This window comes from Amycolatopsis sp. VS8301801F10 (genome assembly GCF_046195355.1).
Taxonomy (GTDB): domain Bacteria; phylum Actinomycetota; class Actinomycetes; order Mycobacteriales; family Pseudonocardiaceae; genus Amycolatopsis.
In genome coordinates this window covers 7858877-7879306 of record NZ_CP176065.1, presented here as the reverse complement: position 1 = coordinate 7879306, position 20430 = coordinate 7858877, and the positions used below count along the sequence as shown (strand labels likewise).

At 71.2% G+C, this 20430-nt stretch carries 20 protein-coding genes; 18 read left to right on the top strand and 2 right to left on the bottom strand.

All coding sequences use genetic code 11. From position 1 onward, the window contains the following. Window positions 1-246 precede the first annotated feature (246 nt). From pyrR to F9C11_RS36020, 14 genes are all read left to right on the top strand, one after another. Complete coding sequence (pyrR, locus tag F9C11_RS36085; protein WP_406629558.1) at window positions 247-843, top strand: bifunctional pyr operon transcriptional regulator/uracil phosphoribosyltransferase PyrR; 597 nt, start codon at window positions 247-249, stop codon at window positions 841-843. Then, on the top strand, window positions 840-1772 hold the full coding sequence (locus F9C11_RS36080; RefSeq protein WP_009075805.1) for an aspartate carbamoyltransferase catalytic subunit: 933 nt from the start codon (window positions 840-842) through the stop codon (window positions 1770-1772). Before pyrR ends, F9C11_RS36080 begins: the two co-directional genes overlap by 4 nt. Further along, entirely contained in the window at window positions 1769-3055 is a 1287-nt protein-coding gene (locus tag F9C11_RS36075; protein WP_409181831.1) for a dihydroorotase, read from the top strand. Before F9C11_RS36080 ends, F9C11_RS36075 begins: the two co-directional genes overlap by 4 nt. After that, entirely contained in the window at window positions 3055-3558 is a 504-nt protein-coding gene (locus tag F9C11_RS36070; RefSeq protein ID WP_409181830.1) for a transporter, read from the top strand. Before F9C11_RS36075 ends, F9C11_RS36070 begins: the two co-directional genes overlap by 1 nt. Then, window positions 3510-4682 carry a glutamine-hydrolyzing carbamoyl-phosphate synthase small subunit gene (gene carA / locus F9C11_RS36065; protein ID WP_409181829.1) on the top strand — a complete coding sequence of 391 codons (1173 nt, stop codon included), beginning with the start codon at window positions 3510-3512 and terminating at the stop codon, window positions 4680-4682. Before F9C11_RS36070 ends, carA begins: the two co-directional genes overlap by 49 nt. Further along, on the top strand, window positions 4682-7999 hold the full coding sequence (carB, locus tag F9C11_RS36060) for a carbamoyl-phosphate synthase large subunit (protein WP_409181828.1): 3318 nt from the start codon (window positions 4682-4684) through the stop codon (window positions 7997-7999). The genes carA and carB overlap by 1 nt, the downstream gene beginning before the upstream one ends. Continuing rightward, window positions 7996-8838: an orotidine-5'-phosphate decarboxylase gene (gene pyrF / locus F9C11_RS36055; RefSeq protein ID WP_409181827.1), complete on the top strand. Its 843-nt coding sequence runs from the start codon at window positions 7996-7998 to the stop codon at window positions 8836-8838. Before carB ends, pyrF begins: the two co-directional genes overlap by 4 nt. 107 nt (window positions 8839-8945) lie before the next feature. Continuing rightward, the gene (gene mihF / locus F9C11_RS36050; protein WP_003096398.1) at window positions 8946-9263 is read left to right on the top strand and encodes an integration host factor, actinobacterial type; all 318 of its coding nucleotides are present in this window, start codon (window positions 8946-8948) and stop codon (window positions 9261-9263) included. Beyond that, complete coding sequence (gene gmk / locus F9C11_RS36045) at window positions 9260-9931, top strand: guanylate kinase (RefSeq protein ID WP_409181826.1); 672 nt, start codon at window positions 9260-9262, stop codon at window positions 9929-9931. Before mihF ends, gmk begins: the two co-directional genes overlap by 4 nt. Then, entirely contained in the window at window positions 9928-10197 is a 270-nt protein-coding gene (gene rpoZ, locus F9C11_RS36040; RefSeq protein ID WP_020658117.1) for a DNA-directed RNA polymerase subunit omega, read from the top strand. The genes gmk and rpoZ overlap by 4 nt, the downstream gene beginning before the upstream one ends. Continuing rightward, complete coding sequence (coaBC, locus tag F9C11_RS36035; protein WP_409181825.1) at window positions 10190-11422, top strand: bifunctional phosphopantothenoylcysteine decarboxylase/phosphopantothenate--cysteine ligase CoaBC; 1233 nt, start codon at window positions 10190-10192, stop codon at window positions 11420-11422. Before rpoZ ends, coaBC begins: the two co-directional genes overlap by 8 nt. Window positions 11423-11511: 89 nt before the next feature. Beyond that, entirely contained in the window at window positions 11512-12714 is a 1203-nt protein-coding gene (metK, locus tag F9C11_RS36030; protein ID WP_409181824.1) for a methionine adenosyltransferase, read from the top strand. Between the two features lie 151 nt (window positions 12715-12865). Beyond that, window positions 12866-14968, top strand: a complete 2103-nt coding sequence (locus F9C11_RS36025; RefSeq protein WP_409181823.1) for a primosomal protein N' — start codon at window positions 12866-12868, stop codon at window positions 14966-14968. A 473-nt stretch (window positions 14969-15441) separates the two neighbouring features. After that, window positions 15442-15987, top strand: a complete 546-nt coding sequence (locus F9C11_RS36020) for a GNAT family N-acetyltransferase (RefSeq protein WP_409181822.1) — start codon at window positions 15442-15444, stop codon at window positions 15985-15987. Between the two features lie 4 nt (window positions 15988-15991). Here the strand turns inward: F9C11_RS36020 and F9C11_RS36015 are convergent, their stop codons facing one another. Together F9C11_RS36015 and F9C11_RS36010 are read right to left on the bottom strand one after the other, a co-directional pair. After that, complete coding sequence (locus tag F9C11_RS36015; RefSeq protein ID WP_409181821.1) at window positions 15992-17128, bottom strand: hypothetical protein; 1137 nt, start codon at window positions 17126-17128, stop codon at window positions 15992-15994. Next, window positions 17125-18192 (bottom strand): helix-turn-helix domain-containing protein, encoded by a 1068-nt coding sequence (locus F9C11_RS36010; RefSeq protein ID WP_409181820.1) that lies wholly within the window; start codon window positions 18190-18192, stop codon window positions 17125-17127. The genes F9C11_RS36015 and F9C11_RS36010 overlap by 4 nt, the downstream gene beginning before the upstream one ends. A gap of 253 nt (window positions 18193-18445) precedes the next feature. Here F9C11_RS36010 and F9C11_RS36005 point away from each other — a divergent pair, with 253 nt between their 5' ends. The 4 genes from F9C11_RS36005 to F9C11_RS35990 all read left to right on the top strand — a co-directional run bounded on the left by F9C11_RS36005 (window position 18446) and on the right by F9C11_RS35990 (window position 20394). Then, window positions 18446-19066, top strand: a complete 621-nt coding sequence (locus F9C11_RS36005) for a hypothetical protein (protein ID WP_409181819.1) — start codon at window positions 18446-18448, stop codon at window positions 19064-19066. Window positions 19067-19100: 34 nt separating this feature from the next. After that, window positions 19101-19763 (top strand): Crp/Fnr family transcriptional regulator, encoded by a 663-nt coding sequence (locus F9C11_RS36000; protein ID WP_409181818.1) that lies wholly within the window; start codon window positions 19101-19103, stop codon window positions 19761-19763. A 71-nt stretch (window positions 19764-19834) separates the two neighbouring features. Beyond that, complete coding sequence (locus tag F9C11_RS35995; RefSeq protein WP_409181817.1) at window positions 19835-20167, top strand: hypothetical protein; 333 nt, start codon at window positions 19835-19837, stop codon at window positions 20165-20167. Then, the gene (locus tag F9C11_RS35990) at window positions 20164-20394 is read left to right on the top strand and encodes a hypothetical protein (protein ID WP_409181816.1); all 231 of its coding nucleotides are present in this window, start codon (window positions 20164-20166) and stop codon (window positions 20392-20394) included. Before F9C11_RS35995 ends, F9C11_RS35990 begins: the two co-directional genes overlap by 4 nt. Window positions 20395-20430: the final 36 nt, after the last annotated feature.

Sequence of the window (20430 nt, the reverse complement as noted above, 5' to 3'; positions counted from 1 at the left end):
GTTTCATCGCCCCTGCCCGGCCGGAGGACCGGAGAGGGGACTCCTCGAGTCGAATACTCAGAGTAATGGTTACGCATAGTTGTCACCAGGTCAAGCAGAAGGTCGGTCCGCGCAGGTGGCAGCCGTGCGCGTACCACCCGGAAGACTGATTGACCGCGCCTGCTACTGTCGGTGCGGTTTCCGGCAGCAGCCGGTTGCCGACGTCCTTTAAGGACCCGTCCAGAGAGGCGGGGAAGGAGGTCCGCCTTGTCGTCACGTCCGCGTGGCGCGGCGGAGCCGGCGGGAGAGCGCGAGCTGCTTTCTGCCGGCGATGTCGCGCGCACGATCGCGAGGATGGCCCACCAGGTCATCGAGAAGACCGCTCTCGGAGCCGGTCCGCCGGAGCAGTACCCGGTGCTGCTCGGCATCCCCACGCGCGGCACTCCGCTGGCCGCGCGCCTCGCCGGGAAGATCGGCGAGTTCGCCGGGGCCGAGCCGCCGCACGGCGCCCTCGACGTCACCCTCTACCGCGACGATCTCCGCCGCCGTCCGCCGCGCGCGCTCGAGCAGACGCAGCTGCCGCCGGACGGGATCGACAACCGGGTCGTCATCCTCGTCGACGACGTCCTGTTCTCCGGCCGCACCATCCGCGCCGCCCTCGACGCCCTGCGCGACCACGGCCGCCCGCGTGCCGTCCAGCTCGCCGTGCTCGTCGACCGCGGCCACCGCGAGCTGCCGATCCGCGCCGACTACGTCGGCAAGAACGTGCCCACCGCGCGCGCCGAAGGCGTCTCCGTGCTGCTGTCCGAAACCGACGGCCGGGACGCGGTGCTGCTGCGCGCGCCGGAAGGAGAAACCCGGTGAAGCACCTGCTCGCCACCGACGGGCTCGACGCGGACACCGCGACCGCCGTGCTCGACACCGCCGACGAGCTGAAGCACACGCTGCTCGGCCGCGAGGTCAAGAAGCTGCCGACGCTGCGCGGCCGCACCGTGATCACGCTGTTCTACGAAAACTCCACGCGCACCCGGGTGTCGTTCGAGATCGCCGGGAAGTGGATGAGCGCGGACGTGATCAACGTCTCGGCGTCCAGCTCCTCGGTCAACAAGGGCGAATCGCTGCGGGACACCGCGCTCACGCTGGCCGCCGCAGGCGCCGACTGCGTGATCATCCGGCACCCCGCCTCGGGGGCCGCGCACCGGCTGTCGGGCTGGCTCGCCGGTCCGGGCACCGCGGTGGTCAACGCGGGCGACGGCATGCACGAGCACCCGACGCAGGCGCTGCTGGACGCGGCGACGCTGCGCGAACGCCTCGGTTCCCTGAAGGACCGGCGGATCGCGATCGTCGGCGACGTCCTGCACAGCCGGGTCGCGCGGTCGAACATCCACCTGCTCAGCACCCTCGGCGCGGAGGTGGTGCTCGTCGCGCCGCCGACGCTGCTGCCGGTCGGCGTGGAGAAGCTGCCGGTCACGGTGTCCCACGACCTCGACGCCGAGCTGCCCGCGGTCGACGCGGTGATGATGCTGCGCGTCCAGGCCGAGCGCATGCACGGGGGCTTCTTCCCGTCGGCGCGCGAATATTCGATCTCCTACGGCCTCTCCGAACGCCGCCAGGCGCTGCTGCCGGACCACGCGGTCGTGCTGCACCCCGGCCCGATGCTGCGCGGCATGGAGATCTCTTCCGCGGTCGCGGATTCCCCCTCCTCAGCCATTACCGAACAGGTCCGCAACGGCGTGCACGTGCGCATGGCGGTCCTCTACCACCTCCTGGCCAGTGAAGGAGCTGCCGCGTGAGCATCGTGATCAAGGGTGCCCGCCCGTACGGCGAGGGCGAGCCGGTGGACGTCCTGGTCGAAGACGGCGTGATCGCCGCGATCGGCGAGGTGAGCGTTCCCGAGGGCGCCGAGGTGCTCGACGCCAAGGGCCAGGTCCTCCTGCCCGGGTTCGTCGACCTGCACACCCACCTGCGCGAACCGGGCCGCGAAGACACCGAGACCATCGACACCGGTTCCGCCGCGGCCGCGCTGGGCGGCTACACCGCCGTGTTCGCCATGGCCAACACCAACCCGGTCGCCGACAACGCGCTCGTCACCGACCACGTGTGGCGGCGCGGGCAGGAAGTCGGCCTGGTCGACGTCCACCCGGTCGGCGCGGTCACCGTCGGGCTCAAGGGCGAGAAGCTCGCCGAACTGGGCACGATGGCCAAGGGCACCGCGGCGGTGCGCGTGTTCTCCGACGACGGCGTGTGCGTCGCGGACCCGCTGCTGATGCGCCGCGCGCTGGAGTACTCGACCGCGCTCGACGCGGTGATCGCCCAGCACGCCGAGGAACCGCGGCTCACCGTCGGCGCGCAGGCGCACGAGGGCGAGCAGGCGTCGCGGCTGGGCTACGCGGGCTGGCCGGCGTCGGCGGAGGAGTCGATCGTCGCGCGCGACTGCCTGCTGGCGCTGCACGCGAACGCGCGGCTGCACGTCTGCCACGTCTCCACCGCCGGCACGGTCGACGTGCTGCGCTGGGCGAAGGAACGCGGCACGAAGGTGTCGGCCGAGGTCACGCCGCACCACCTGCTGCTGACCGACGACCGGCTGGAGACCTACGACCCGGTCAACAAGGTCAACCCGCCGCTGCGCACCGGCGGCGACGCGGAGAAGCTGCGCGCCGCGCTGGCCGAGGGCGTCGTGGACTGCGTCGCCACCGACCACGCGCCGCACGCCCCGCAGGACAAGGACACCGAATGGGCCGCGGCCCGGCCCGGCATGCTCGGCCTGCAGACCGCGCTGTCGGTGGTCGTGGAGACGATGGTCAAGACCGGCCTGCTCGACTGGCGCGGCGTCGCCCGCGTGATGAGCGAGCGGCCCGCGCAGGTCGGGAACCTGGCCGGGCACGGCCGTCCGATCGAAGCGGGCGAACCGGCGAACCTGACGCTGGTCGACCCGGACGCCGAATGGACCGTGCGCGGGGCCGAACTGGCCAGCATCGCGGCCAACACCCCGTACGAGGGAATGCGGTTGCCCGGCGTGGTGACGGCGACCCTGCTGCGCGGGCGGATCACCGCGCGCGAGGGGAAGATCTGCTGATGGAGCGGTTGCTGCTGACGCTGGGGATCGTCGCGTTCTTCCTGCTGTGCCTGTGGGGCATGTGGGTGGGCTGGCGGCGCAAGGCGCGTTCGCAGAGCGCGCGGATCGCGCCGTTCCCGGAGATCCCGGCCGAGCCCGGCGAGTTCCAGCTGGAATCGACCGGCGTGTACGTGGGCACCACGACCGCGGGCAACTGGCAGGACCGGGTCGTCACGCGAGGCGCGGGCCCGCGCTCCGGCGCGGTCTGGCGGCTGCACCCGGACGGGATCGCCGTGGAACGCGGCGGGCTGCCGGACTTCTGGATCCCGCGCGCCTCGATCACCGGGATCCGCCGCGACTCCCGGCTCGCCGGGAAGGTCACCGGCACCGACGTGCTGCTGGTGATCACCTGGCGGCTCGGCGAGGTCGCGCTGGACACCGGATTCCGCGGCGACGACCTCGACGACTATCCACAATGGATCGAAGAACTTTCCGATCACGACATCAAGGGAGGTGCCCAGTGAGCACCGGCACTCGCGGCCCCGCCGCCCTGGTTCTCGAAGACGGCCGGGTGTTCCGCGGCGCGGCGTACGGCGCGCGCGGGCGGACCCTCGGCGAGGCGGTGTTCTGCACCGGCATGACGGGGTACCAGGAAACGCTGACGGATCCGTCGTATCACCGGCAGATCGTGGTGCAGACGGCGCCGCAGATCGGGAACACGGGCTGGAACGACGAGGACGACGAGTCGTCCCGGATCTGGGTTTCCGGTTACGTGGTGCGGGATCCCGCGCGCACGCCGTCGAGCTGGCGGGCGAAGCGCACGCTGGACGAGGAGCTGGTGCGCCAGGGCGTGGTCGGGATTTCCGAAGTGGACACCCGGACGCTGACGCGGCATCTGCGCGAGCAGGGCGCGATGCGTGCCGGGGTATTCTCCGGCGACGCGCTGGGCAGCGACGAGCAGATGGTCGCGGAGGTGCTGGCGAGTCCGCAGATGAAGGGCGCGGATCTCGCCGGGGAGGTCTCCACGGAGCGGCCGTATGTCGTTGCGGCGCAAGGCGAACGCCGGTTCCGGGTGGCGGCGCTGGACTTGGGCATCAAGTCGAACACGCCGCGGCTGATGACGCAGCGGGGCATCGAGGTGCACGTGCTGCCCTCGAGCACGAGCGCGGAGGAGCTGCTGGCGCTGGAGCCGGACGGGGTGTTCCTGTCCAACGGACCGGGCGACCCGGCGACGACGACGCACGCGACGGCGTTGACGAAAACCGTTCTGGAGCAGCGGATCCCGTTGTTCGGGATCTGTTTCGGCAACCAGATCCTGGGCCGTGCCCTGGGTTTGGGGACGTACAAGATGCGCTACGGGCACCGGGGGATCAACATCCCGGTGATCGACGTGGCGACCGGCCGGGTCGCGATCACCGCGCAGAACCACGGCTTCGCCCTCGAAGGCGAGCCGGGCCAGCGGTTCGATTCCCCTTACGGGGCCGCGCAAATCAGCCACTACTGCCCGAACGACGACACGGTCGAGGGCGTGCGCGCCTTCGACGTCCCGGCGTTTTCCGTGCAGTACCACCCCGAAGCGGCCGCGGGTCCGCACGACGCCGCGCCCCTGTTCGACGAATTCGTTGAGTTGATGGAGAAGAAGGCCTGATGCCGAAGAGGACGGACATCCAGCACGTGCTGGTGATCGGCTCCGGGCCGATCGTGATCGGGCAGGCGGCCGAGTTCGACTACTCGGGCACGCAGGCCTGCCGGGTGCTGCGGGCCGAGGGCCTGCGCGTGTCGCTGGTGAACTCGAACCCGGCGACGATCATGACGGACCCGGAGTTCGCGGACGCGACCTACATCGAGCCGGTGACGCCGGACTTCGTGGAGAAGGTCATCGCGGCGGAGCGGCCGGACGCGCTGCTGGCCACGCTGGGCGGGCAGACGGCGCTGAACTGCGCGGTGGCGCTGCACGAGCGCGGCGTGCTGGAGAAGTACGGCGTGGAGCTGATCGGCGCGGACATCGACGCGATCCAGCGCGGCGAGGACCGGCAGAAGTTCAAGGACATCGTGCGCACGGTCGGCGCGGACGTGCCGCGGTCGCGGGTGTGCCACGACATGGACGAGGTCCGCGCGACGGTCGCGGAACTCGGGCTGCCGGTGGTGATCCGGCCGTCGTTCACGATGGGCGGCCTCGGTTCGGGCATGGCGCACACCCCCGAAGACCTGGAGCGGCTGGCCTCGACCGGGCTGGCGGAGTCCCCGGTGACCGAGGTGCTGATCGAGGAGAGCGTGCTCGGCTGGAAGGAGTACGAGCTCGAGCTGATGCGCGACAAGCACGACAACGTGGTGGTCGTGTGCTCGATCGAGAACGTGGACGCGATGGGCGTGCACACCGGCGACTCGGTCACCGTGGCGCCGACGATGACGCTGACCGACCGCGAGTACCAGGTGATGCGCGACGTCGGGATCGCGGTGCTGCGCGAGGTCGGCGTGGACACCGGCGGCTGCAACATCCAGTTCGCGTTCAACCCGGTCGACGGCCGGATGGTCGTGATCGAGATGAACCCGCGCGTGTCGCGAAGCAGTGCGCTGGCGTCGAAGGCGACGGGTTTCCCGATCGCGAAGATCGCGGCGAAGCTGGCGATCGGCTACACGCTCGACGAGATCCGCAACGACATCACCGGCGAGACCCCGGCGTCGTTCGAACCGGCGCTGGACTACGTCGTGGTGAAGATGCCGCGGTTCGCGTTCGAGAAGTTCCCCGGCGCGGACCCGACGCTGACCACGACCATGAAGTCGGTCGGCGAGGCGATGTCGTTCGGCCGCAGTTTCCCCGAGGCGCTCGGGAAGGCGATGCGGTCGATCGAGACGAAGGCGACCGGGTTCTGGACCCGGCCCGACCCCGAGGGCGCGACACTGGAGTCCACTTTGGACTCGCTGCGCACGCCGCACGAGGGCCGGCTCTACGAGGTGGAGCGGGCGCTGCGGCTGGGCGCGACCGTGCAGCAGGTGCACGAGGCGAGCGGGATCGACCCGTGGTTCATCGACCAGATCGCGTTGATCGGCGAGGTCGGCGCGGAGGTCCGCGACGCGCCGGTGCTGGACGGCGAGCTGCTGCGGCGGGCCAAGCGCACCGGCCTGTCCGACCGGCAGATCGCCGCGCTGCGCCCGGAACTCGCGGGCGAGGACGGCGTGCGGGCGCTGCGGCACCGGCTGGGGGTGCGGCCGGTGTTCAAGACGGTCGACACCTGCGCGGCGGAATTCGCGGCGAAGACCCCGTACCACTACTCGGCCTACGAGACCGACCCCGCGGCGACCTCGGAAGTCGCGGTGCAAAGCGACAAGCCGAAGGTGCTGATCCTCGGGTCCGGGCCGAACCGGATCGGGCAGGGCATCGAGTTCGACTACTCCTGCGTGCACGCGGCGATCGCGCTGCGCGAGGCCGGGTTCGAGGCCGTGATGGTCAACTGCAACCCGGAAACCGTCTCGACCGACTACGACACGAGCGACCGGCTGTACTTCGAGCCGCTGTCGTTCGAGGACGTGCTCGAGGTCGTGCACGCCGAGCAGCAGTCCGGCACCGTGGCCGGGGTGATCGTGCAGCTGGGCGGGCAGACCCCGCTCGGGCTGGCGCAGCGGCTGGCCGACGCCGGGGTGCCGGTGGTCGGGACGCCGCCGGAGGCGATCGACCTGGCCGAGGACCGCGGCGCGTTCGGCGAGGTCCTGGCCGCCGCCGGGCTGCCCGCGCCGAAGTACGGGACGGCGACCTCGTTCGAGGGCGCGAAGCGGATCGCCGACGAGATCGGCTACCCGGTCCTGGTCCGTCCGTCCTACGTGCTGGGCGGGCGCGGCATGGAGATCGTCTACGACGAGGAGTCCCTGGCCGGCTACATCCGCCGCGCCACCGAGGTCACCCCCGAGCACCCGGTGCTGGTCGACCGGTTCCTCGACGACGCGATCGAGATCGACGTGGACGCCCTGTTCGACGGCGAGGACCTCTACCTCGGCGGCGTGATGGAGCACATCGAGGAAGCCGGCATCCACTCCGGCGACTCCTCCTGCGCCCTGCCGCCGATCACCCTCGGCGCGCAGGACCTCGACGCGGTCCGCCGCTCCACCGAGGCCATCGCCCGCGGCGTCGGCGTCCGCGGCCTGCTCAACGTGCAGTACGCGCTCAAGGACGACGTGCTCTACGTCCTGGAAGCCAACCCGCGCGCCTCCCGCACCGTCCCGTTCGTGTCCAAGGCCACCGCCGTCCCGCTGGCCAAGGCCGCGGCGCTGGTGATGACCGGCTCCACGATCAAGGACCTGCGCGCCTCCGGCGTGCTGCCCGCCGAGGGCGACGGCGGCCGGATGCCCGCCGACTCCCCGGTCGCGGTCAAGGAAGCCGTGCTGCCGTTCCACCGGTTCCGCACCCCGGAAGGACACGGCGTCGACTCCCTGCTCGGCCCGGAAATGAAATCCACCGGCGAAGTCATGGGCGTCGACACCTCCTTCGGGAAAGCATTCGCGAAATCCCAAAGCGGCGCCTACGGATCCCTTCCCACCTCGGGCCGGGTATTCGTCTCCGTCGCCAACCGCGACAAGCGTTCGCTGGTGTTCCCGGTGAAGCGGCTGGCCGACCTCGGCTTCGAAATCCTCGCCACCGCAGGCACCGCGGAAGTGTTGCGGCGCAACGGGGTTGCCTGTTCGGTCGTGCGCAAGCACTCCGAGCCGGACCCGGGAACCGGCGAGCCGAACATCGTCGACGTGATCCTCGCCGGCGACGTCGACATGGTGATCAACACGCCGTACGGAAACAGCGGACCGCGCGTGGACGGTTACGAAATCCGCACCGCCGCGGTGTCGCGCGACATTCCGTGCATCACCACGGTCCAGGGCGCCGCGGCGGCCGTGCACGGCATCGAAGCGCTTATCCGCGGCGACATCGGCGTGCGCAGCCTGCAGGACCTCCAGGCCGCGCTGAAGGCGACGTCGTGACCGCGCGATTCGGGGCGCGGCTCGCCGAAGCGGTGGCCGCGCGAGGGTCGCTGTGCGCCGGGATCGACCCGCATCCGGGCCTGATCGAGGCGTGGGGCCTGCCGCTCGACGCGAGCGGGCTCGAACGCTTCGCGCTCAGCGCCGCGGAGGCGCTGGGCGAGGTGGCGGCGATCGTGAAGCCGCAGTCGGCGTTCTTCGAGGCGTTCGGGCCCGCCGGGGTGGCGGTGCTCGAACGCGTCGTAGACGTGGCTCACGACGCCGGAGCGCTCGTCCTGCTGGACGTCAAGCGTGGAGACATCGGCTCCACCATGGCGGCCTACACGGCGGCGTACGTGGCCGAGAAGGCGGCTTTCACCGCCGACGCGGCCACGGTGTCGCCGTACCTCGGCTTCGGCGCTCTCGACGCGGCTGTCACGGCGGCGCGCGAAGCGGGCAACGGGCTCTTCGTGCTCGCGCGCACGTCCAACCCGGAAGCGGACGCGTTGCAGCGCGCGCGGCTCGAAGACGGCCGTACGGTCGCTCAGAGCGTCGTAGACGCTGCTGCGGACCACAACGCAGGTGCTGAGCCCTACGGCGACGTCGGCGTGGTCGTAGGGGCCACTGTGGCTCCCGGGGAAGTCGACCTGAGCCGGCTCAACGGACCGGTGCTCGCGCCCGGTTTCGGGGCGCAGGGGGCAACTGAGGCGGATTTGCGGGCAGTTTTCGGGGAAGGGCTCCCGGGCCTGCTCCCGGCGTCCTCGCGCGACCTGCTGCGCCACGGGCCGGACCCCGCCGCGTTACGCCGTGCGGCCCAAGAGGTGAACGGCCGGTTGGGCCGACTGCGCGAAAAAGGCCAATAGCAGGCCCCGGAATCGCGCTCCACCAGCCACCCCCGCATTGTGGCCCCTGCTCAGGGGTGGGTACCGTCGCGTCACCCACCCAGATGTGAGAACTACCGGAGGAAAACGTGGCACTTCCCCAGCTGACAGAGGAACAGCGTGCTGCGGCGCTGGAGAAGGCCGCCGCCGCCCGCCGCATCCGTGCTGAGCTGAAGGAGCGGCTGAAGCGGGGCGGTACCACTCTGGTCGACGTGCTGAAGCAGGCCGAGGAGAACGAAGTCCTCGGCAAGATGAAGGTTTCGGCCTTGCTCGAGGCGCTCCCCGGCGTCGGCAAGGTGCGCGCCCAGCAGACGATGGAACGACTGGAGATCGCCCCCAGCCGCAGGCTCCGCGGGCTCGGCGACCGGCAGCGCAAGGCGCTGCTGGCCGAGTTCAGCGGCGAGTGAGCGGCGTCGGTCAGGACTACCCGGTGACCCGGGGCGCCGACCGCGGCAGTGAGCCGGTGGCGGGGGAGTTCTCCCGCCCCCGGCTCACGGTCGTCTCCGGCCCTTCCGGCGTCGGGAAGTCGAGTGTGGTGGGACAGCTGCGCCGGCTCGAGCCGAACCTGTACTTCAGCGTTTCGGTGACGACGCGGGCGCCGCGGCCGGGCGAGGTCGACGGAAACCATTACCACTTCGTGGATTCCGCCGAATTCGACCGGATGGTGGCCGGGAACCGGCTGCTGGAGTGGGCCGAGTTCGCGGGCAACCGGTACGGGACGCCGCGCGAGCCGGTGGAGAAGGCGCTGGCGGAAGGCCGTCCGGCGGTCCTGGAGATCGAACTGCAGGGCGCCCGCCAGGTCCGGGCCGCGATGCCGGAGGCGCGGCTGGTCATGCTGATGCCGCCGTCCTGGGAGGAGCTGGTGGGCAGGCTCACCGGCCGGGGCACCGAGACCGAGGCCGCGGTGGCCGCCCGGCTGGCCGAGGCGGAACGCGAACTGGCCGCGGCCGGGGAGTTCGACGAACGGGTCGTGAACGCCGACGTCGAGGTCGCCGCGCGGCGGTTGCTAGACTTGATTACCGGCGGTGGCGATTCCGCCGCCGATCGATGTGACGATACGGAGCAGCACGAGTGACTGTGCAACAGGCGACGCTGGAAGAGCTCGAAGGCATCACCAACCCGCCGATCGACGACCTGCTCGAGAAGGTCTCCTCGAAGTACGCGCTGGTGATCTACTCGGCCAAGCGGGCCCGGCAGATCAACGACTACTACGCGCAGCTGGGCGAGGGCCTGCTGGAGTACGTGGGCCCGCTGGTCGAGCCCGGCCCCCGCGAGAAGCCGCTGTCGATCGCGCTGCGCGAGATCCACGGCGGGCTGCTCGAGCACACCGAGGGTGAATGACGCCAGGCCCAGGGTCGTCCTGGGCGTGGGCGGCGGGATCGCCGCCTACAAGGCGTGCGAGGTCCTGCGGGGCCTCACCGAAACCGGGCACGACGTCCGCGTCGTGCCCACCGAGGCCGCGCTGAACTTCGTCGGCGCGGCGACCTTCGAGGCGCTGTCGGGGAACCCGGTGCACACCGGGGTCTTCACCGAGGTGCCGCAGGTGCAGCACGTGCGGGTCGGCAAGGAAGCCGACCTCGTGCTGGTCGTCCCGGCGACCGCGAACCTGCTGGCCAAGGCCGCGCACGGGCTCGCCGACGACCTCCTCACCACCACCCTGCTCACCGCCCGGTGCCCGGTCGCCTTCTTCCCGGCGATGCACACCGAGATGTGGGAGCACCCGGCCACCCGCGACAACGTGGCGCTGCTGCGTTCGCGCGGCATGGTCGTCACCGAACCCGCCGCGGGCCGGTTGACCGGCGTCGACACCGGCAAGGGACGGCTCGCCGACCCGGCCGAGATCGTCGACCTGGCCCGGCTGCTGCTCGCCGAGCCCCGCGCGCTGCCGCGGGATCTCGAAGGCCTGCGCGTGGTGATCTCCGCCGGCGGCACCCGCGAACCGCTCGACCCGGTCCGCTACCTGGGCAACCGCTCGTCCGGCAAACAGGGCTTCGCGCTCGCCCGCGTCGCCGTGCAGCGCGGGGCCGAGGTGACGCTGGTCGCCGGGCACACCGACGAACTGCCGCCCCCGGCGGGCGCGACGCTGCAGCGCGTGTCGACCGCGGAGGAAATGCGCAAAGCGGTGCACGCCGCCGCGGCGGACGCGGATGTCGTCGTGATGGCCGCCGCGGTCGCGGATTTCCGCCCTGCCACGCGGGCCGACCACAAGATCAAGAAGTCCGACGACAGCCCGGACCCGGTGATCACGCTCGACCGCAACGCCGACATCCTCGCCGAATTGGTGCAGGCACGGCGTTCCGGGCAGATCGTGGTGGGTTTCGCCGCGGAAACCGGAGACGAGAACGGCAGCGTGCTGGACCACGCCCGCGCGAAGCTCCGGCGCAAGGGCGCGGATCTGCTCGTGGTCAACGCGGTCGGCGACGGCAAAGCGTTCGGCACCGAGGACAATTCGGGCTGGCTGCTCGCCGCGGACGGCGCTGAGCAGGTCATCTCGCAGGGCGCTAAAGCCCGGCTGGCGGCCACATTGTGGGACGCCGTAACAGCGTTGACCGAACGTCGACTCTAGCTACAGGCCCGCTGGGTAGGGTGGGCTGTGCCAAGAGCGCCTGAAATCCGGTGGGGCGCCACCGCTTGACCGAGGGAAGTGACGAGGTCGTGTCTGCGTCCACGAAAAGGCTGTTCACGTCGGAATCCGTGACAGAGGGCCACCCCGACAAGATCTGTGACGCCATCAGCGACTCGATCCTCGACGGCCTGCTGAGCAAGGACCCGCGCAGCCGGGTCGCCGTCGAGACCCTGATCACGACGGGCCAGGTGCACGTCGCGGGAGAGGTGACGACCGAGGCGTACGCGGACATCCCCACCATCGTGCGGGACGTCATCCTGCGCATCGGCTACGACTCGTCGGCCAAGGGCTTCGACGGCAACTCCTGCGGCGTGAACGTGGCGATCGGGTCGCAGTCCCCGGACATCGCCCAGGGCGTCGACACCGCGTACGAGTCGCGGGTGGAGTCGGACGAGGACGAGATCAACCGCCAGGGCGCGGGCGACCAGGGCCTGATGTTCGGCTACGCCTGCTCGGACACGCCCGAGCTGATGCCGCTCCCGATCGCGCTCGCGCACCGCCTGTCGCGCCGGCTGACCGCGGTCCGCAAGGACGGCGTGCTGCCGTACCTGCGCCCGGACGGCAAGACCCAGGTCACCATCGAGTACGCGGGCGAGCAGCCGGTGCGGCTCGACACCGTCGTGGTGTCCACCCAGCACGCGGACGGGATCGACCTGGAGCAGATGCTCGGGGTCGACGTGCGCAAGCACGTGGTGGAGCCGGAGCTGGCCGAGCTGAGCCTCGACACCGACAGCACCCGGCTGCTGGTCAACCCCACCGGCCGCTTCGTGATCGGCGGCCCGATGGGCGACGCCGGGCTCACCGGCCGCAAGATCATCGTCGACACCTATGGCGGCATGGCCCGCCACGGCGGCGGCGCGTTCTCCGGCAAGGACCCGTCCAAGGTGGACCGTTCGGCCGCGTACGCGATGCGCTGGGTGGCCAAGAACGTGGTCGCCGCGGGCCTGGCCGGACGGGTCGAGGTGCAGGTGGCGTACGCGATCGGCAAGGCCGCCCCGGTGGGCCTGTTCGTCGAGACGTTCGGCACCGAGACGGTCGACCCGACCAAGATCCAGTCGGCCATCAGCGAGGTCTTCGACCTGCGTCCGGCCGCGATCATCCGCGACCTGGACCTGCTGCGCCCGATCTACGCCCCGACCGCGGCGTACGGCCACTTCGGCCGCCCCGACCTCGACCTCCCGTGGGAAAGCACCGCCCGCGCCGACGCCCTGCGCTCCCTGGCCGGCGCCTGACCCGCTTCGCTTGGTCCGTGAAGGGCTCCCTGGGGGAATCAGATTCCCTCAAGGAGCCCTTCACGGCTTTCCGGCCCGGGCCAGGTCGGTGCGGGAAGCTTGCTGACTCTCGACCGCAGACCTGTCGCCCCCGTCTGGTAGAGATCTTCAGGTGACCAGCTCCGAACCCGCCCCCCTGTGGGACCTCCCGGAGCCTTCGCGCTCCGCCCCGGAGCCGAAGGCCACCCCGGCGAAGAAGCCCGCGCGCAAACCCGCTCGCTCCACAAAGGGCCAGCAAACCCCGGCTCCCGAACTCCCGGTCGCGAAGATCGTCGTAGACATCCCTCTGGCCCACCTGGACCGCCCTTTCGACTACCAGGTCCCGGAGAAACTGCACGAATCCGCGGTCCCCGGCTGCCGGGTGCGCGTCCGCTTCGCCGGGCAGCTCGTCGACGGCTACCTCATCGAACGCACCGACAAGACGGAGTACGAGCGAAAACTCGCCTACCTGGAACGAGTCACCTCCAGCGAACCCGTTCTCCCGCCGTCTCTGCACGCCGTCTGCCGCTCGGTAGCCGATCGCTACGCCGGAACCCTGTCCGACGTCCTGCGCCTGGCCCTGCCCCCGCGCCACGCGAAGGTCGAAGCCGAACCCCCCGCGGAACCGGCCCCCGCGCCGGACGCCCCGGACGTCTCCGCCTGGTCCCGCTACCAGCGTGGCGAAGCCTTCCTGGAAGCGATCGCCGAATCCCGGCAGGCGAACGCGGTCTGGCAAGCCCTCCCCGGCGAAGACTGGCCCCGCCGGCTGGCCGAAGCGGCCGCGACCGCGGCGGCTCAGGGCCGAGGCGCGGTTCTGGTAGTCCCGGACCACCGCGACCTCGCCCGGGTGCACGAGGCCTGCATCGAGCTGGTGGGGGAGAAGGGCGTCGCCGCGCTGATCGCCGGGCTGGGGCCGGCGGAACGGTACCGCCGCTGGCTTTCCGTGCTGCGCGGCGCGGTCCGCGTGGTGGTCGGCACTCGCGCGGCGATGTTCGCGCCCGTCGCCGATCCCGGGTTGTTCGTCGTGTGGGACGACGGCGACGATCTGCACCTGGATCCGCATGCCCCGTACCCGCACGTACGGGATGTGCTGATGGATCGGGCGCACGCCACGAAATCGGCATTCCTGGTCGGCGGTTTCGCCCGGACCGCCGAGGCTCAGCTGCTCGTGGAATCCGGCTGGGCACAACAGGTCCAGGCCGATCGCGCCGAACTCCGGGCCGCCGCTCCGCGCGTGACCCCGGTCGGCGAAGACTTCGACGTAGCGCGCGACGAAGCCGCCCGCGTCGCCCGCCTGCCCGCGGTCGCCTTCGAAGCGGCCCGCCAAGCTTTCGCCGCCGGACTACCGGCTTTGGTCCAGGTTCCGCGCCGCGGCTATGTCCCCGGATTGTCCTGCGGCCAATGCCGAACGCCCGCGCACTGTCGCCGCTGCGCCGGTCCGCTCGCGCTGCCCGGCGGTTCGGCCGACGGCGCCCCGCGTCCGCCCGCCTGCCGGTGGTGCGGCGTTCCGGAGACCGCTTTCCGTTGTCCTGCTTGCGGTTCCGTCCGGTTGCGGGCGGTGGTGGTCGGCGCGAAACGCACTGCCGAAGAACTGGGCCGGGCTTTCCCCGGGGTGCCGGTGCGGACCTCCGGCGCGAGTGAAGTACTGGCGACGGTGCCCGGACGCCCGGCTTTGGTGGTCTGCACGCCAGGAGCGGAGCCGGTCGCCGAAGGCGGTTACGGCGCGGCGCTGCTGCTGGACGGCTGGGCGTTGCTCGGGCGGCAGGATCTGCGTGCCGCGGAAGAAACGCTCCGCCGCTGGATGGCCGCCGGCGCGCTGGTCCGCCCGGCGTCGGCCGGGGGGCGGGTGATCGTCGGCGCGGAAGCCGGGCTGGCGGTGGTGCAGGCCCTGGTGCGCTGGGACCCGGGCTGGCACGCGAGCCAGGAACTGGAGCAACGCCGGGAACTGGGTTTCCCGCCCGCGACGCGGATGGCGAGCGTCGAGGGAAGCCCGGCCGCGGTGGCGAGCGTGCTGGACGACCTCCCGCTGCCGGACAGCGGCGAGGTCCTGGGCCCGGTCCCGCTGGGCGACTACGACGACGAGGGCAACGCGGAACGCGAGCGGGCGCTGGTGCGCGTGGCCCGCCCGGACGGCCGGACCCTGGCGACGGTGGTGCGCGACGCGGTGGCCCGCCGAGACGCCCGGAAAGCGGTCGAGCCGGTGCGGGTGCAGCTGGATCCGCTGGACCTGGTCTAGCCCGGTCGTCCGGGGAGCGCGGTCCGCGACTGGATCCGCTGGATCTGACTGAGCCCGAGGCACGGGTGCCCGGAAAGCGGTCCGCGACTGGGTCCGCTGGGCTTGTTCAGCCCGGTCGTCCGGGAGCCCGGAAAGCGGGGCGCGACTGGCGAATGCCGCTGGATCCGCTGAATTCCCTTCGTCAAACCGCTTATTCCCGCACCACATCCCCGCTTAACACAGTTTTGCGCACTGCCGCGCGATTTCCGTTTGAACCGGTTCGTCCCGGGGTGTATTGGGGACGTGGAAACCGGGGGAGGGGCGCGGTGGCGCGAGACGGCCGGTTGCTCCGTTCGCGGGACCGGGCTGCGGCATTCGCCGTCTTCGCGCCTGCCGGGCGCGCGCTTACCCTTGAGGCCGGGCGGCGAAGATCAGGACCGCGGCGCGGGCCGTCCGCTCGCGTGCCCCGGTCCTGCGGACAGGAGTCGGCGTTGATGGGCGACGTCTCGATCCGGCCGGCCGAGCAGGCGGACCTCGCGGCGCTGGCGGAAATCCTCGGCGACCGGGGGTTTTTCGAGGACCGGTTCACCCGGCAGGCGAAGGGGCTCGGCGTCCTGTTCACCGCGTGGTGCTCCGCGCGGCCGGTCGGCGCCGTCTATCTCTGGCTGGAGGACGCCGAGGAACCGCCGATCCGCGGCCATTTGCCGGGCGTTCCGCTGCTGAACCGGCTGGAAGTGGCCCCGCAGGCACGCAACCGCGGCATCGGCGCGGCTCTCGTGCACGCGGCCGAGGACTACCTGGTCGGCCACGGCCACGCACTGGGCGCGCTCGCGGTCCGCACGGACAACACCCGCGCCGCCCGGCTGTACGGCCGCCTCGGATACCACGACTGGGGACACGGCACGGTGATTTGCTACGCGGAACGTATCTCGCCGGACGGACGCACGTTCTCCGAGGCCGAGCGCTGCCACGTGCTGGTGAAGAGGCTGCCGGACGATCGTTCCGCACCGTTGGCCAGCCGCAGTTGCGGTGAGCGTTGAGCTTTCAGGATTTGTGCACGATTTCGGCGATCCCCAGCGTGTCGAACGCGGCGTCCGGATCGCCCGTCGAACCGTGTCGGGCGCGCAGTGACAGGAGATGCGTCTGCCACGCCTCCCGATCCTGCCGCCAAGCGCGCAGGTAGCTGACGCACAGCTCCGGCTCGATCAGCAGGCTGCGGCCGTGCGCGGCCTTCAGCGCCGAGATCATCCGCTGCTCGTACGAGCCGGTCAGGTACGGCGCGTCCAGCACCTGGCGCAGCGTGGTGCGGATGAACGCTCGCCGGCTTTCCAGGAAGTCCGCCCAGTACGCGGCGGTCGCGTCGGCGATGCCGAGGCCGTTGTCCAGCAGGCAGTAGATGCCCTCGGCGAGCGTGTCGCCCAGTTCCTCCGACCGGGCGCGCATGGTGTCGCGATAGGGGTCGTAGTCGCCCTGGTGCGCGGTGCCGGTGACCGCGGTCGCGCGCAGGCCGGTGTCGCCGAGGAGGAAGAACCAGTCCTCGTTGTAGATGTCCGGGAAGAACGAGGAGAACGCGTCCCGGCCGACGGCCAGCGCGCCGCCGCCGACGAACGTGTCCTGCTGTCCTCCGGATTCGCGGTAGGCGTGGCACACCACGGAGTTGTCCGGCATGCCGGTGTTGGCGAGGCCGACCGCCGCGTACTCGTCGAGCAGGCCCGCCGCCGCGCGCAGGTCGGCGGGGCGCGAAAGATGGATGTCGTCGTCGAGGAAAAGGATGCGCTGCCAGCCCGCGAGGTCCGCCACGAGCACGCCGAGGTTGCGTTTGAAGCTCGTGTCGGCCCGGCGCAGCATGCGAGCCCGCTTCTGCAGCAGCTTGCTCGTCTCGAACGGCGGGATGGCGCCGAGACCGGCGGCCTCGTCGGTGTCGATCGCGCGGACTCGCACCCCGGCGCGCTTCGCGGCGAGCACCGCGTCGGTCGCGCGCGCGTTCTTGCTGCACAGCAGCAGAAGCGTGGCGTCGACCTCGCGGGCGGCGCGGAACGCGTCCTTGAGGTAGGCGGCGGGGCGGCCGTTGGGCACGACGATCGCGTCGAGCCGGGCCTGCGGCGCGTCTTCGGCGGCGACGTGGTGCAGCAGCCGCTGATGCGTCGTGTGCTGCGCCGGCGCTGCGACGGTCGCGGTCATGCGAGGCTCGATTCTGGCCACTCGTGCAGCCGGTTTTCTGGCAGGGTCCAGTCAGGGGTGAGCCCTTGGTTGTCGAAGACCGGGACCCGGCTGATGATGCTGAAGGAATCCGCCCCCGCGAAGCGCTGGTCGAGGTAGGCCTGGTTGCGGTCGCGGAAACGGCGGTCGGTCAGCGCCCGGACAGCCCCGAGGGTGCCGCGGCTGTACATCCCGTTGCACACGGTCACGGTGCGCTTGCGGTTGAGCGGGCTGACCCCGTGGTAGAAGTGCGCGACGTCCTCGATCAGGACGCCGTTGCGCAGTTTGGCGCTGAACAGCTCGGTCGTGCCGTCCGGGCGGGTCACTTCGAACCCGGTCTCCAGCTGTTCCTCGTCGCCCGCGCGGCTGATCTGGCGGACCGGCACGTCGACCCGGTCGAGCAGCGCGCGGGTCTGCGGGTTCCAGTCGACGCCGCCGAGCAGCACCAGGTGCGCGGTGTACTCGTCCGCCGACAGCGTCGTGTGCTGGTCGGTGGTGCGGAAGGTGACCTCGCTCGCCGGGTTGCACGCGCGGATGTGGCCGTAGAGCTCGAGCAGCGCGTCCGGGTCGGCGTAGGTGTAGAGGTTCACGAAGTCCGGGCTGGACGGGTCGGTGTAGGCGATCCGGTACTTCTCCGGCAGCTGCGCGCAGACGATCACGATGTCCTGGTTCGGCGGGAAATGCCACAGGCTCGAGGGCGCGAAGACCGGCTGGGCGGGCGGGTCGTCGAGGTCGCCGCGCAGCGCCTGCAGCTCCGCGAGCAGCTCCTTGCGGACGGTGTGCTCCTCGTCGGTCAGGTTCTCCAGGTCCAGCAGGCGGAGTTTGGGCCCCTGCACCGAACGGCGGGTGGCGAAGAAGGTCGCGTACGCCTCGAGCCGCGGCTGCGGGGGCGTCACCGGTTTCGCCACGTTCTCCCACGACGACAGCAGGCCGGTGCTCACGCCGAAGGCCTCGGCGAGCTGCTTCTGGGTGAGCACCACGTCGGACCAGCTCTCCTTGCGCAGGGTGCGCAGTCGAGCGGCGAGCGCGGGATTGGGCTGAGACACGACTTCAGACCCTTCAGTGAAGTTCAGTCAGGCGTGACTGGCGGGATTCTACACCCGGGAGGCCGCGGTGGCCGGACGGGCTGGGGGTCGAGTGTCGGCGGACATTCAGGGGTGGCCAATCTCGGACTGGACCCGTAGCTGAACTGAAGATGTCGTGTGCGCGACACCATTGTTTCAGTCCGGGCCCACCCTTATAGTAGCTGCTGTGAAAGTCTACTAGATTTCAGTAGCTTCCTGAAATAGGGGGGCGGTCATGGACACCTCAGCAGTACAGGCACCAGTACACCGAGCCATCGTGGTGGTCGACATCGAAGGGTCGACCACCCGTACGAACCCGGCTCGGGCCGGGCTCCGTTCGGTCCTGTTCGCCCTGCTCGACGAGGCGTTCCGGGCCGGCGGCATCACGGAGGAGTTCCGGGATCCGTTCGTCGACCGGGGCGACGGCGCGCTGTGCCTCGTCCGGCCGGTCGACGAGGTGCCGAAGACGGTCCTGCTCGCCCGCGTGGTGCCCGCGCTGACCGAACTGCTCGCCCGGCACGGCGACCAGGACCCCGAACTGGCCTTCCGGCTGCGCGTTTCGGTGCACGCCGGCGAGGTGCACTACGACGCGCACGGACCGTACGGCGAGGACATCGACATCGCCTGCCGGCTTCTCGACGCGCCGGATCTGAGACGCAGGCTGCGCGGTTCCTCCGGCCCGCTCGCGCTCGTCGTCTCGAACGCGATCCACCGTTCGGTCGTCCGGCACGGCTACGCCGGGATCGACCGCAGCGGTTTCGCCCATGCCTTCCACGTGCGCGTCGGCGGCCAGCGGACCCGGGGCTGGGTCCGCACCACCGACGCCGTCCGGCCGGGAGCGGGACTGATCGCCTGAACGGTCCGGCCGACGACGAGGAGGGGGGACCGCCGTGGAGGCGATCGGGTTCTGGCCGGCGCTGGCCGCCGCGGACCGCGCGAAGCTCGAAGCGCTGGCGGTCCGCAAGGCCTACCGGCGCGGGGACGTGCTCTGCCGCGAAGGCGAGCAGGCGTCGGTGGTGCTTCTCCTGCTGGCCGGGCACGTCCGGATCACCAACGCGACGCCGGACGGGCGCGAGGTCGTGGTCGGCGTCCGCGGCGCGGGCGAGGTGATCGGCGAACTGGCCGTGATCGACGGCGGACGGAGGTCGGCGACCGTGCAAGCCCTCGACGAACTGGACGTCCTGGTCGTGCCCGCCGCGCGGTTCGTCGCGCTGTGCCGGCGCGAGGCGGCGATTTCCTGGGCGCTGCTGCGGGTTCTCGCCGACCGGATGCGCGACGTCGGACGGCAGTGGCTCGATCTCGGCGGCGGGACGACCACCCGCCGCGTGGCCGCGCAGCTGATGCAGCTGGCGGTGCAGCACGGCGTGCGGCGCGGCGCGGACATCGAGGTCGCGGTGCCCGGCACGCAAGCGGAACTCGCGATGACCGCGGCGATTTCGCGCGAATCGTGGGCGAGGGTGACGCGGGAACTCCGCCGCCAGGGGGTGATCAGCACCGCGCGCGGCCGGGTGACCATCCACCGGCTCGCGGAATTGCGGCGGCTCGCCCGCTGAACGTGTCAGCTGACACAGATTTCCCGGCGCCGCCGGGGTTTTCTGGGAACACACCACCGAGGGAGGCAGTCATGGAACCGTTTCTTCCCGCTCCTCAGCCGGTTCGCTGGCGTCGGGGGGTGTACGCGGCAGCTCTGGTCGTCCCGTTCACCGTCGCCCAAGTGTGGGCGCTGCTGGTGTTGCTGAGCCTCGACTCGCTCCACGGTCTCGCCGGACAGGCCTTCCTGGTGACCCTCGCCGGTTCCGTCGTCGCGACGGTCGTCGGCTGGCGGTGGGTGTGGCAGCTGGGCTCGGAACGCCGGCGGGTGCGGGCGCGCGAGGAAATGCGCAGGCGGGCTTACGAGAACATGCGCGAATTCGGCCGCGAGGACCTGCGCGAACCGCGGATACAGGTGCGGCTGTGAGCACCGTGCTGGCCGTCGCGCAGGAAAGCGGGCAGGGGGTGCCGGCCGCGGTGCTGGTGCTCGCGCTGGTGGTCCTCGTGGCGGTGATCCGGGTGCTGCGCTGGATCGCCGGGCTGGCGGTGCGGCTGGCCGCCTCGGTCGCGGCGATCTCCGGGCTGGTCGTCGGGGCGGCGGGCGTCGGCGGGCTGGCGACCCTGACCGCGGTGGCGATGGCGGCTTCGAAGTGAGTGTGGACACCGGTTCCGCCGCGGGGCAGACTCGCC

What these genes read in the sequence shown, in the direction of transcription:
- F9C11_RS36070 (WP_409181830.1), top strand. Translation starts at nt 3,055, where the DNA reads ATGGAGCGGTTGCTGCTGACGCTGGGGATCGTCGCGTTCTTCCTGCTG.
- carA (WP_409181829.1), top strand. Translation starts at nt 3,510, where the DNA reads ATGGATCGAAGAACTTTCCGATCACGACATCAAGGGAGGTGCCCAGTG.
- carB (WP_409181828.1), top strand. Translation starts at nt 4,682, where the DNA reads ATGCCGAAGAGGACGGACATCCAGCACGTGCTGGTGATCGGCTCCGGG.
- F9C11_RS36020 (WP_409181822.1), top strand. Translation starts at nt 15,442, where the DNA reads ATGGGCGACGTCTCGATCCGGCCGGCCGAGCAGGCGGACCTCGCGGCG.
- F9C11_RS36015 (WP_409181821.1), bottom strand. Translation starts at nt 17,128, where the DNA reads ATGACCGCGACCGTCGCAGCGCCGGCGCAGCACACGACGCATCAGCGG.
- F9C11_RS36005 (WP_409181819.1), top strand. Translation starts at nt 18,446, where the DNA reads ATGGACACCTCAGCAGTACAGGCACCAGTACACCGAGCCATCGTGGTG.
- F9C11_RS35995 (WP_409181817.1), top strand. Translation starts at nt 19,835, where the DNA reads ATGGAACCGTTTCTTCCCGCTCCTCAGCCGGTTCGCTGGCGTCGGGGG.